We start from the raw sequence: 13,151 nt of genomic DNA on the forward strand, positions 1-13,151 counted from the left end.
GTGAAGCAAGCAGTTCATTTTGGAGCAGGCAATATTGGTCGAGGATTCATTGGGGCATTGTTTTCTCAAAGCAACTATCACGTCACATTCGTAGATATTGCTGAAAAGGTTATTAATCAGTTAAACGCAGATAAAGGGTATAACGTAGTGACAGCTGCAGAGCACGCGGAGACATTAGCTGTTCAAAACGTATCTGGTTTAAATAATCTGACACAAGAACAAGCCGTCATTAAAGCGATTAAAGAAGCAACGTACATTACGACGGCCATCGGACCGAACGTTCTGCCGCGAATTGCTCCTTTAATTGCTAAAGGTTTGGCTGAACGTGTAAAAACAAGCGACGAAAATGTATATGTGATTGCATGTGAAAATCAAATCTCTGCGACAGATTTATTAAAAGGCTATATTTTTGACGCGCTGGATGAAGAGACAAAAGCTCATATGATAAATAAGGTCTTTTTCTTTAATTCAGCTGTAGATCGTATCGTGCCTATTCAGCATAACCAAGGTTCGCTTGATGTTTTAGTAGAATCCTATTATGAATGGGTAGTAGAGGCACCTGAAGATATTCCTTTTGTAGAAGGAATGACGATTGTGCCTGACCTTGCTCCTTTTATTGAAAGAAAGTTATTTACAGTGAATACGGGACACGCGGTAATTGCATATTTTGGTTATTTAAAAGGAAAAGAAACGATTGATCAAACGTTAAGAGATTCAGATATTTACGAACAAGTACAGCAAACGCTACAAGAAACAGGAAACTATCTAATTAAAAGATATGACTTAGATAGAGAGGAACACGAAGCCTATATTACTAAAATCATTGAACGCTTTAAAAATCCTCATTTAAATGATTCAGTTAAAAGGGTAGGAAGAGCGCCAATTCGCAAGCTTGGACCTCAGGATCGCTTGATTCGTCCAGCGCTAGAAGCAAAAAAAGCGGGCCTTTCTTACACCTACTTGGCAAAGGCTATCGCCGCTGCGCTTTTATTTGACCCGCAAGAAGATAAAGAGGCTATGAAGCTTCAAGCGAATATTCATGAGTATGGTATTGAGTACGTGTTAAAAGAGGTTAGTGGGTTAGAGGCAAGTGATGATTTAACAAAAGAAATCATTGCTCAATATAATGCTTTAAAGTCGTGAATGAATTTAGTGCGTGTAAACAGTCCATTTTAAATGGGCTGTTTTTCTTTTAGCAGAAAGGGAATGTTTGTGTATAGGAGGATGATAAAATGGTAGCTATTACACACGTTGGGTTAGCTGTGCCTGATGTAGAAGAAGCCGTGCAGTGGTATGAAAAAGTTTTAGGTTTTAAGCTGATTGCTGGTCCCTATACGTTTAATGCGGAGGAAGAACAAGCTGAAAATATGACTCAAGATTTACTGGGGTCTCATATCAAAAAAATGAAAAATGCTCACATGACAGCTGACAACCAGGTAGGCATTGAACTGTTTGAATTTAATAAGCCGCAAATGCCGCTTGTATTAAAAGACAGCGATGAGCAGTATCAAAGTTATTTTCACATGTGTTTAATAGCCGATGACGTGGAAAAATTAGCGGATAAAATTGAACAATCAGGCGGTAAAAAGCGCAGCCAAGTATGGAATACAAGACCTGAAAAACCTTATTACTTAATTTATTGCGAAGATCCGTTTGGGAATATTATTGAGCTATATTCACACAGTACGGAGCTCATGTATGGGAATAGAGAAGAATAAAAGCTTATCCAGATTTCTTGGATAAGCTTTTATTCTTTCATGGCTGCCCGTAGCCGTATACCTTTGCCAGCTCTTCGAAGGTTTTTGATGAATAGGTAATAGTTACAGATGTTCCTACTGCCACTTTATCAAATAATTCTTCGATATCCGCATTATGCATTCGTACGCAGCCGTGGCTTACATATTTGCCGATGCTATCTTCTGAGTTATTGCCGTGAATAGCGTATGTGTCGCCGGTTGTGCCGTTTGCATTAAGCCCTAGCCAGCGAGAGCCAAGAGGATTATTAGGAGCGCCTCCTGCAATATGCCCTGTATAGTAAGGGCGATTTTTAATTTTGTTAACAATCTTGAAAAAGCCTACCGGCGTATCGCTCCATGTTTTTCCCGTAGCTACTGAATACGTCTTTTCTAACTTTCCATTATGAAAATAAGCAAGCTGATTTGTTTTTTTATTAATAATAATTAAATCTCCACTTGTTGCGTTTTCACTTGCATTCGCCGCACTTGCTGTATAAGAAATGCTGATAATAGCTGCGAGGCATAAAGCAGCTGCTCGCAGTATAATTTTTCTCACGTTCTAGCCATCTCCTCTATTGTTCGTTTACATATTTGATGAATTACATGCTATTAGTGTATAAAAGGAAAATGGACTGAATATGAACCTTTCCTGAATGAAAACTGAAAGTGCATTTTATTTATAAGCGAATATAAAGTGAAAATCTGGGCAGAAATACAACTAAAGGTCTGGTATATATCTCATAAAAAAGAGAAAAGTGAAAATGCACCTTGTATGTTTAATTTAGGATGTATTATCATGAAAGTTTGAAATGAAGGGCAGGAGGTGGAAGAAACAGATGCTTAAAGAATTTAAAGAGTTTGCTTTGCGTGGAAATGTATTGGATTTAGCTGTCGGTGTTATTATTGGAGCGGCATTTGGAAAAATTGTAACGTCTCTTGTAAATGATATTATTATGCCGCTGATTGGTTTGTTGTTAGCAGGGATAGACTTTAAAGATTTATCCTTCACGGTTGGAAAAGCTACGGTATTATATGGATCTTTTATTCAAACAATTGTTGATTTCTTAATTGTCGCATTCTCGATTTTCTTATTTGTTCGTTTCTTTAATCGTTTTAAGAGAAAAGAAGAAGAGAAAGTAGAGGAGGAAATGGCTGTTCTGTCAAAAGAAGAAGAGATTTTAACAGAAATTCGTGATCTGCTAAAAGCAGAAGCAGTGAAAGAGCGTTCATAACAACAATTTTTACATATGTATAAAACGGCTAAGAGGCCCGTCTTTTCATAAGAAAAGCGGGCTTTTTTCGTGTGAAATTTCTCGGGAAATGTTAGTGGTATAATCATGGGAAAATTAGGCGTGAAAGTGAGAGAGATAGGAATGTTAAAATCATATTAAAAGTGTTAAGATATTGTAAATAGGAGGCTTAAGGTTATGTTTAAACATTTGTATCGTTCTTTGCCAATGCTGGCAGCGTACGGCCTGCTTAGCGTTTTTTTATACAGTGTTGTTATGTTTAATGTATCAAATGACACAAAAATGTTGTTTGACTGGGCCCAAATCCATACAGCTGGGTTCGTAGTATTAATAGGGGGATGCTCACTTGTCTTATGGGCGCTCACTTTCTATTTGCTACTTCGATTTAATCAGATAGAGAGAATACAAGGTTCGCAGTGGTATGCCATTTTTACGGCAATTGTGTTTTCAATTGCGGTAGCAGCGGTTTCTGCTATGGTTTTTGTTATATATCATATTGATATACATAATCCAGGCAAAACAATAGAGTGGATGCAAGCATATCCCGAACGCTATCTTTTTACGGTATTTTTACTTTCGCTGTTAACACTAGCGATCATTATGCTAGTAGGAGAAGCTTATTTAGGGGCTGGGATTACCTTTGTTCTGTATTTTATTTTAGCTCTTGTAAACTATTATAAAAAAATCTTTCGAAATGAACCATTGTTCCCGAACGATTTTATTCAGGCGAGTCAGTTAAAAGAAGTTATTCCGATGATTAAAGATTCGATTTCAATTCCTATTGTAATAGGAGTTATTGGATCCATTGTCGTACTGATCGCTCTTTGGTTTTTCTTGCCGAAAATTAAAATTCGATGGTTTCTTCGAATTATTATGATTCTGCCGCTCATCTTTTTAATGAAATCATTTTTATTCTTTGAACACTCGTTTGCTCAAAAATATTATGATCAATATGCTGCGCTGATGCCTTGGAATCAGCAAAATAATTATTACTATAATGGACCTGTTATTGGCATGATTTCAAATGTTAAAACAGATGTGCTGCAAGAGCCGGATGACTACTCACAAGAAGTAATGGCCAAAGTGGCAAAGCGGATTCAGTCAAAGGAAGAGAAAACACAAGAAAGCAATGCTGAAGTCAAACCAAACGTCGTGTTTGTGATGAACGAAACGTTTTGGGACCCAACAAAGCTTAGCGTGACGTTCTCTGAAGATCCAATGAAAAATACAAGAGAACTTCAAAAGAAATATCCTTCTGGGTGGTCTTTAAGTCCTTCATTTGGCGGGGAGACAGCTAATGTGGAATTTGAAGCGCTGACGAGCTACTCTTTGTCTTTCTTTAACCCTGGAGGCCTTCCTTATCAGCATGTATTGAGTAAAAAAGAATATCCGTCTTTTGTTTCTTATTTAGAAAAACAAGGCTATGCTACAACAGCTATGCATCCAAACAGCGGTATGCTTTATATGAGGCAAAATGTGTATCCAAATTTGGGATTTGATCAAGTGAAGTTTATTGATCAAATGAAGCATACGCAAAAAGATAACAAAGAATTTGTTTCCGATGAAGCGGTAGTTGATGAAGTACTCGATACGCTTCGTCAGTCGAAAAAGCCTGCATTTGTGCATGCTGTAACGATTGCAAATCATCTTCCTTATTCAGCGGATAAGTATAACGGTCAGGAAACCATTAAAGTAACCGGTAAAGGGTTATCACCGGAAATGCAAAAGGAAATTGAAATTTATGCTGAAGGAATTAAACGTTCAGATGCTGCTTTAAAACGATTGAACGATGAAATTCAAAAGCTGGACGAGCCAACCATTGTAGTATTTTGGGGAGATCATTTGCCAGCACTTGGACAAAACCTTCAAGCTTACAAAGAAACGGGTTTTGGAAACGAGAAAACGCAGCAAACATCTCAAAAATTTTATGAGACGCCGCTCTTATTTTTATCTAATTACGATACGAAAATAGATAAAAATCTCGGTACGATGAGTCCTATTTATATTGCTCCGACGCTTGCTCAATCTCTTGGTTACAAAAGTAATCTGTTCTACGATCAGTTGAATCAAATGAAAACAGAAGTGCCGGCTTTTCGTTCAAATATGTATATAGATTCAAAAGGAAAGCTAGTGGATGATCCGGCAGCGCTATCTAAAAAAGCTGCAAAAGACCTTCAAGATTACCATGAAGTTGAGTTTGATACATTATCCGGGAAACAGTACGAAACGCATAAGTTGTATAAATAAAAATAAAAACTCCTTTTAAATAAAAGGAGTTTTTATTTTTTAAGTGTTTAAGGTTGTACTAAAAAATAATTCATGTATAATATTTTAAGGTTAAAAGTAAACTTTAAGTTAAGTAAAACAAAACTTGAGTTTGGAACAGCATGAACAATCATTCATGCTGTTTGCTAATTTTAAATACAGTTGAGGATCGAGAGTATGGAAATAGGAAAGAAAATTAAAAATTTACGATTAAAAAAAGGTTTAACACAAGAAGAGCTAGGAGAACGTACTGATTTAAGCAAAGGCTATATTTCGCAGCTAGAGCGCGATTTAAGTTCGCCGTCTTTAGAAACATTTTTTAGTATTTTGGAAGTGCTAGGATGCGAACCGAAAGAATTCTTCGAAATTGATACGCATGTTCAAAAGGTTGTATACAGAGAGGAAGACTACACGAGTTATTGCGAAGATGAAAAAGGTTACCATATTCAGTGGCTTGTGCATGAATCAAATGAAAAAGAAATGGAGCCAATTCGTCTTATTCTTCATGAAAAAGGTGCATTTAAGAGATTTGAGCCTTCCCTTTCAGAAACGTTTGGCTACATTTTGCGCGGGTGTGTGAAGGTGAAGCTTGGAGGCAGAATATATGAAGCCAAACAAGGAGAAACCATCTATTTTCAAGCTTCTGAAGAACATCAGATTTTAAATGCTCATGACGGAATAACAGAGTTAATTATCGTGGCGACAGAGTCTTATTTATAGAACAAAAGAGGTGAAGTGAAATGACATCTACGAATACAATTATTCAATTTGAAAATGTGACCAAGCAATATGATAATGATTCAGTTGTATTGGATCATGTAAGCTTTGAAATTGAAAAAGGGAAATTTTATACCCTCTTAGGTCCATCGGGATGTGGAAAGACAACGATTTTACGATTAATTGCAGGCTTTACGGAAGCCTCAAGCGGAACGATTTATTTTAATGGGAAAAGAATTAATGATGTTCCGGCTAACAAACGTCAGGTTAATACGGTTTTTCAAGACTACGCGCTTTTCCCCCATTTGAATGTATTTGAAAATGTAGCATTTGGTCTTCGAATCAAGAAGATGAAAAATGCTGATATTACAATAAAAGTTAAAGAAGCCCTTCGTTTTGTTAACTTAGAAGGATATGAAAACAGAGAAATAAAGGAAATGTCGGGCGGCCAAAGACAGCGCGTAGCAATTGCACGAGCAATTGTAAATCAGCCCGAAGTCATTTTGCTGGACGAGCCGCTTTCAGCTCTTGATCTAAAATTGCGTACGGAAATGCAATACGAGTTAAGAGAATTACAGCGTCGTCTAGGTATTACGTTCATTTTTGTTACGCACGATCAAGAAGAAGCGCTTGCGATGTCCGATGAAATCTTTGTTTTGAATAAAGGAAGAATTCAGCAGAGCGGGGAACCTACAGATATTTATGATGAGCCAATTAATCGTTTTGTTGCCGATTTTATTGGTGAATCAAATATTGTACCAGGTAAAATGATTGCTGACTTTTTAGTGGAGTTTGGCGGCCAGCAATTTGAATGTGTTGATCAAGGATTAAACCAAAATGAGCAGGTTGAAATTGTGATTCGTCCTGAAGATTTAGCCATTACAAGCTCCGATCAAGGAAAGCTGCAGGTTCGTGTAGATTCACAGCTGTTCAGAGGAGTCCATTATGAAATTTTAGGCTATGACCATGCAGGGAATGAGTGGCTCGTTCACTCTACGAAAAAGGCAACGGTTGGCGAAGAAATTGGTTTATATTTTGAACCTGAAGCTATTCATGTTATGCGATTTAATGAAACGGAAGAAGAATTCGATAAGCGACTCGAAGGTTATGAAGAGGATTACGATGCAAACTAAATCAAGAAATATTTACTTAGTCCCTTACGTGTTATGGATTTTGCTTTTTGTAGTTGCTCCCATTGTATTAGTTGTCTATTATTCTTTTTTCAGCATCGATAATGAGCTGACGCTTGAAAACTATAAGAAATTTTTTACCCCAGTTTATTTACAGATGACACTGAGTTCATTTTGGTATGCTTTTTTAATTACGTTATTTTCATTGGTTTTTTCTTATCCTACAGCTTATTTACTAACGAAGCTTAAGCACAAGCAGCTTTGGCTTCTACTGATTATTTTACCGACGTGGATTAACCTATTATTAAAAGCTTATGCTTTTTTAGGTATATTTGGCACGTATGGTACGGTTAATAAGTTTACTGAATTTCTGGGACTTGGTACTCATCAAATTTTATTTACTGACTTTAGTTTTGTATTTGTATCGGTGTATATTTTTATCCCCTTTATGATTTTGCCGATCTTTAACTCTTTAGAAGAACTTAATCCCTCGCTTATCTACGCTTCGCGAGACTTGGGGGCATCTTCATGGGTGACATTTAAGCGCGTGGTATTTCCGCTAACGCTAGAAGGGGTTAAATCAGGTTGTCAGGCTGTTTTTATTCCAGCACTATCACTCTTTATGATTACGCGTTTAATTGCTGGAAACCGCGTCATTACACTGGGAACAGCGATTGAACAACATTTTTTAGTGACGCAGGATTGGGGCATGGGCGCCACAATAGCCGTCTTTTTAATTATTGCGATGGCCGTTATGATGCTCATAACAGGCACTGGAAAGAGAGGTGTGTAAAATGAAGAGAAAGTGGAAGTTCAGCCACCTTTATTTATTTTTTGTGTTTTTCATTTTATACGCGCCCATTTTTTATTTAATGTATTACTCTTTTAACAGCGGAGGGAACATGCGTGAATTTGAAGGGTTTACGTTAGATTGGTACAAAGAAGTGTTTCAAGACACACGTTTGCTTATTATTGTCTTGAATACCCTTATTATTGCTCTATTGTCTTCGGTTATTTCAACTATTATTGGCGTGATAGGGGCACTTGCTATCGTATACGTGAAGCGCAGACGTGTTCAAAATACGCTGTTAACATTTAATAATGTGTTAATTGTGAGTCCAGATGTTATTATTGGAGCATCTTTTTTAATTCTATTTACCATTATCGGTGTAAAGCTCGGATTTATATCGGTATTATTAGCGCATATTGCATTCAGTGTACCGATTGTGGTCATCATGGTTCTGCCTAAGCTGCAGGAAATGAGTCCGACACTGCTCGATGCAGCCCGTGATTTGGGAGCAAGCCGCTTTGAAGTACTTTCGAAAGTGGTATTGCCATTTATTCGTCCTGGTATCTTTGCAGGCTTTTTTATGGCTTTAACTTACTCTTTGGATGACTTTGCGGTTACGTTCTTTGTGACCGGGAACGGTTTTTCCACGCTTTCAGTAGAAATTTACTCGTTAGCAAGAAGAGGGGTCTCGCTGAAAATCAATGCTCTTTCTACTCTTATTTTCATGTTTACCGTGCTGATTGTAATTGGTTATTACTTTATCAGTCAGCGATATAGCAATAAAGTGAAAGGGGTGGCGACTGGAAAATGAAGCAATTAGCAAAGCCGTTTATCTTCATCGTCATCCTTTCTTTCGTTCTTATGTATGTGGTTCATCATTTGAACAATGCCGAAGGATACTCTGGAGGAGATACGCTGACTGTCTATAATTGGGGAGATTATATTGATCCTGATTTAGTGAATCAGTTTGAAAAAGAAACCGGAATTAAAGTCATTTATCAGACTTTTGATTCGAATGAAGCAATGATGACCAAAATTGAACAAGGCGGTACGACATTTGATATTGCTGTGCCTTCTGAGTACGCGATTAGCAAGATGCGTGAAGAAAATTTACTATTGCCAATTGATCATTCGAAGCTGCCTAATCTAAAATACATTAATCCGCGTTTTTTAGACTTATCCTTTGATCCTGGCAATAAGTACTCTATTCCTTATTTTTGGGGAACTGTGGGTATTGTGTATAACTCTGATATGATTCATGGTAAGAAGATAAAAAGTTGGGATGATTTATGGGATCCTAAGCTGAAAAATCAAATTTTACTTGCAGATGGCGCTAGAGAAGTGATGGGAATGGGGCTAAACAGCTTAAATTATTCATTAAATGATACGAATAAAGCCCATCTTCAAGAAGCAAAAAGAAAGCTTGATACATTAACACCAAATGTTAAAGCCATTGTAGGAGACGAGATTAAGATGCTCCTAGCAAATGAAGAAGCGGCAATTGGCGTTGTTTGGTCAGGCGATGCTTCTGAAATTATGAGTGAAAACGATAAGCTGAATTACGTTGTTCCAGAAGAAGGTTCAAATTTATGGTTTGATAACATGGTTATTCCCAAAACGGCTAAAAACGTAGAAGGCGCACATAAATTCATGAATTTTATGTTAGATCCTAAACACGCTGCTCAAAACGCGGAATATGTAGGGTATTCTACGCCTAATAAACAAGCGTTAGATTATTTGCCGAAAGAAGTAGCGGAAGATGAACGTTTTTATCCAGAGGAAGAACTAACAAAAAAGCTTGAAGTATATAATAACTTAGGCAAACGAATGCTTGCTTATTACAATGAATTATTTTTAGAATTTAAAATGCACCGTAAATAAAAGGAACTTAATTAGGTCTTTCTACTTAAGTTCTTTATTGTTTTTGTAAATTCAGTTGCGTGATAGAAAGAGGAAAGATAAAATACAAACGAGTAAAGCTAATAACATTTATTTTATGTTATTAGCTTTTTTATTTGTAAAACGGGAAAGATAAGAAAAAATTGAATGTTCTATTATTCATCTAGAATTTATATTTCACATTATATAGGAGAGAAAAAGTGAAGCAAAAACAAAAGCAGCATATTCAATCCATTTATTTTTTACGATTATTCGCTATGATGATGGTTGTGCTCGTACATGTAACAGCAGCATATGCAACGGTACTGCCATTTGCAAGCGAAGCTTATCAGAAATATCATTTTCTTAACCGAATTGTTCGAATTGAAGCAGGGATCTTTATTGTGATCACAGGTTTGGTTTTCTTTTATAGTTATATTAACAAGCCTTTAACAAAGACTTTATGGAAAACGTATTATGCTCGAAGAGTGACATATATTTTGGTTCCCTATATTATTTGGGCACTTATTTATGAATTTTATTCGTACTATGTAGGAGCAACAGAATTAAATGCAGCTGATATTGTGAAACGTATTTTACGCGGAGAGTCCTACTATCAGCTTCATTTTATCTTTTTAATTGTACAAGTTTATCTCGTGCTGCCGGTTTTTGTATGGCTAGCACAAAAAGTAACCATTTTTAAAAAATACATGTGGCTGTTTGGCATTATCATTCAGCTTGGTTATTTAATGCTTAACAATACGTATCATATCACTTCATTTAATTTATTTTTAAATACAATGGCTACGTTTTTACTCGGCGGTTGGATTGGCATTTATTATCGTGAGCAAGTGGATAAAAAGTACAGTCGTTCGAATATTGTATTATTTCTAGTGACGCTCGGATCGGGAATAGCTATTTCACTGTTAAATTATCACTTGTACACAATGAAGACAATCCAAATTTCAGGCTTTACGTATGAGGCTGTTAATACGCTTTATTTGGTCGCTGGAAGTTATTTCTTCTTCCGAATTGCAGAGATATTAGCTGAAAAGCTTTCTGTGAAGTCTGTGACGATTGTTAAAAATATTGCCATGTACTCGTTTGGATTTTACTTGATTCACCCAATGGTTTTAAACTTTGTGGCAAAAGCATTACCAATACAAGGCAACTACATGTTTCACTTTGAAACCTTGGCACGCTATATTCTAACATTAGCGGGCTGTTACCTCATCATTTGGGGATGTCATCGTCTTTTACCGTTTGCTAGCTTTTTGTTTGGTAAACTGCCAAAAGAAGCGGTGTTCATTTACCGACGTCCGGATCATAAATAGCGTTTAGTTAAAAGTTATGTCTGCTTGCAGGCATAACTTTTTTTATAAAGTATAAGAGATGATAACACGCTAGTTTTAAAATTTTTTTAAAAGTGACATGCTAAGATAATGCTTACTTAGGTACTCACAAAAGGGGGAGTTTGATATGCGTGTACTTGTGGTAGAAGATGATGCTTCATTATTACACGGTATCGTAGAAGGCTTAAAAGAAGAAGGATATAAAGTTGATTGTGCGTCTGAAGGAGATGAAGGTTTGTTTTTAGCAGAGCAGAATATTTATGATGCCTTGATTTTAGATATTATGCTGCCGGGTATGACAGGGCTTGACATACTAAAAAAGCTAAGAAAACAAAAGGTGCTGACGAAAGTTATTTTTCTCACTGCAAAAGATAGTGTAGAAGATCGAGTGAAAGGGCTCGATTATGGAGCTGATGATTATTTGGTTAAGCCTTTTGCTATGGCTGAACTTTTTGCAAGGTTAAGGGTGATGCTCAGAGACTTGCAGGCAGAAGAAGGCATGATTTCATATGGTCCCATTTCTATACGAGAAGCCAATCATGAAGTTATGATAAATGGGAGTGCCCTAACGTTAACGATTAAAGAATTTCAGCTTTTGGAATACTTTATTCGAAATAAAGAACAAATCCTTATTCGAGATCAAATTTTTAATCGGGTATGGGGATTTACATCTGACGTAGGAGTGGGTGTAGTAGATGTCTATGTTCACCATTTAAGAAAGAAGCTTCAGCCTTTTAATTGTGACGGTTATGTACGTACAGTGAGAGGCGTAGGCTTTATGTTAAAAGGGGAAGAGCATGTTTAAAAAGACGAGAATCAGGCTTGTGTTATTTAACACAATCGTGCTGATGGTTATTTTGAGCATTTTTAGTTTAGTTTTATATGTTTATATGCAGCATGTTATTTTTTTAAATCCAGACAATCGGTTAAGTGAGATGAGCGAGCAAGTTAAAAAAAGAAACTTACATGAAATTCAGGAAAACAATGAGAGAGAAACAGAAAGACGCGTTGCGTTTTTACTTTGGAGCAGTGATAAAAAACTAATCAAAATCACACCTAAAAAAGGTTTATATACAAACGATATTGACGACTTTAAGCCTGCGCTCTCAGAAGGAAAAACCCAAACGTCGCAAGAGGTAAACGGTCATGCTTATCGAGTGATGAATGTGAAAAACGAAGGATATATAAAAGACCAAGACGTTTCAACGATTCAACTTGTCTTAAACGTAGATCCAGAAACTCAAACCTTAGAGCACCTTGCTTTTCTTCTTATCATTTCAGCGTTTATTGGACTGCTTCTTTCGCTTATAGCGGGCTTGTTTTTAGCTAATCGAGCGCTTGTACCTATACAAAAGTCGTGGAACAAACAGGTCGAATTTATTGCAGATGCTTCCCATGAGTTAAGAACGCCTCTTTCCGTGATGCAAACGCATCTCGAGCTATTGTTTAGACGACCAAATCATACGATCGAGCAAGAAAGCGAAAATATTTATCAAAGCTTAAACGAAGTGAAGCGGATGACGAAGCTGGTGGGTAACTTACTAACACTGGCTAGATCTGATTCAAGTGCGCAGCTGCTAAACAAAACGGTCTTTAATATGGGCGAGCTGGTTGATAAAGTAGCTAATCAATTTGAGCCCATATTTGAACTAAAGGAGCTACACTTCACAAGGGAAATTGAATCGTTAATGTGCGGAGGAGATCAAGAACGACTTCATCAGCTATGTATGATTTTATTAGATAACGCTTTTAAACACACCCCATCTGGAGAAAGCATTCACATCTGTCTAAAGAAACACCATCACTCTATGACGTTAATCGTTAGGGACACAGGCGTTGGAATTGAAGCGAAAGACCTTCCATATGTGTTTGATCGCTTTTATCGAAGTGATAAGAGCCGAGCACGTGCCGAAGGAGGGTCAGGTTTAGGTCTCGCGATTGCCAAATGGATTGTACAAGCTCATGACGGAGAAATTAAGGTTTTTAGCCAAAAAAACGTGGGTACGGAATTTCATGTGAAAATTCCGCTATGA

At 36.8% G+C, this 13,151-nt stretch carries 13 protein-coding genes; 12 read left to right on the forward strand and 1 reads right to left on the reverse strand.

Annotated features, from left to right (window positions below):
• On the forward strand, positions 1-1,143 hold the full coding sequence (locus MKY06_RS01010; RefSeq protein WP_025601799.1) for a mannitol-1-phosphate 5-dehydrogenase: 1,143 nt from the start codon (positions 1-3) through the stop codon (positions 1,141-1,143).
• Between the two features lie 89 nt (positions 1,144-1,232).
• Positions 1,233-1,718: a VOC family protein gene (locus tag MKY06_RS01015; protein ID WP_013054981.1), complete on the forward strand. Its 486-nt coding sequence runs from the start codon at positions 1,233-1,235 to the stop codon at positions 1,716-1,718.
• Between the two features lie 37 nt (positions 1,719-1,755).
• Here MKY06_RS01015 and MKY06_RS01020 read toward each other — a convergent pair whose 3' ends face one another.
• Positions 1,756-2,292, reverse strand: a complete 537-nt coding sequence (locus tag MKY06_RS01020) for a L,D-transpeptidase (RefSeq protein WP_029325467.1) — start codon at positions 2,290-2,292, stop codon at positions 1,756-1,758.
• A gap of 280 nt (positions 2,293-2,572) precedes the next feature.
• On the opposite strand from MKY06_RS01020, the gene mscL reads away from it, so the two are divergent.
• From mscL to MKY06_RS01070, 10 genes are all read left to right on the forward strand, one after another.
• A complete protein-coding gene (gene mscL, locus MKY06_RS01025; protein WP_013054983.1) occupies positions 2,573-2,968 on the forward strand; it encodes a large conductance mechanosensitive channel protein MscL in 396 nt (131 codons plus the stop codon).
• 195 nt (positions 2,969-3,163) lie between these two features.
• Complete coding sequence (locus MKY06_RS01030; RefSeq protein WP_057274108.1) at positions 3,164-5,233, forward strand: LTA synthase family protein; 2,070 nt, start codon at positions 3,164-3,166, stop codon at positions 5,231-5,233.
• Between the two features lie 195 nt (positions 5,234-5,428).
• Positions 5,429-5,971, forward strand: coding sequence for a helix-turn-helix domain-containing protein (locus MKY06_RS01035; RefSeq protein ID WP_013054985.1), 543 nt, complete (start codon positions 5,429-5,431; stop codon positions 5,969-5,971).
• Between the two features lie 20 nt (positions 5,972-5,991).
• Positions 5,992-7,101, forward strand: coding sequence for an ABC transporter ATP-binding protein (locus MKY06_RS01040; RefSeq protein WP_025601794.1), 1,110 nt, complete (start codon positions 5,992-5,994; stop codon positions 7,099-7,101).
• Positions 7,091-7,891 (forward strand): ABC transporter permease, encoded by an 801-nt coding sequence (locus MKY06_RS01045; RefSeq protein WP_013054987.1) that lies wholly within the window; start codon positions 7,091-7,093, stop codon positions 7,889-7,891. The genes MKY06_RS01040 and MKY06_RS01045 overlap by 11 nt, the downstream gene beginning before the upstream one ends.
• Before the next feature lies 1 nt (position 7,892).
• Positions 7,893-8,699: an ABC transporter permease gene (locus MKY06_RS01050; protein ID WP_013054988.1), complete on the forward strand. Its 807-nt coding sequence runs from the start codon at positions 7,893-7,895 to the stop codon at positions 8,697-8,699.
• Complete coding sequence (locus MKY06_RS01055) at positions 8,696-9,769, forward strand: ABC transporter substrate-binding protein (RefSeq protein ID WP_029325470.1); 1,074 nt, start codon at positions 8,696-8,698, stop codon at positions 9,767-9,769. Before MKY06_RS01050 ends, MKY06_RS01055 begins: the two co-directional genes overlap by 4 nt.
• Positions 9,770-9,987: 218 nt before the next feature.
• The gene (locus MKY06_RS01060; RefSeq protein WP_098287604.1) at positions 9,988-11,100 is read left to right on the forward strand and encodes an acyltransferase; all 1,113 of its coding nucleotides are present in this window, start codon (positions 9,988-9,990) and stop codon (positions 11,098-11,100) included.
• A 145-nt stretch (positions 11,101-11,245) separates the two neighbouring features.
• Positions 11,246-11,923, forward strand: coding sequence for a response regulator transcription factor (locus MKY06_RS01065; protein ID WP_289910414.1), 678 nt, complete (start codon positions 11,246-11,248; stop codon positions 11,921-11,923).
• On the forward strand, positions 11,916-13,151 hold the full coding sequence (locus MKY06_RS01070) for a sensor histidine kinase (protein WP_098278138.1): 1,236 nt from the start codon (positions 11,916-11,918) through the stop codon (positions 13,149-13,151). The genes MKY06_RS01065 and MKY06_RS01070 overlap by 8 nt, the downstream gene beginning before the upstream one ends.

The organism is Priestia sp. FSL P4-0332 (assembly GCF_038005845.1).
GTDB lineage: Bacteria > Bacillota > Bacilli > Bacillales > Bacillaceae_H > Priestia.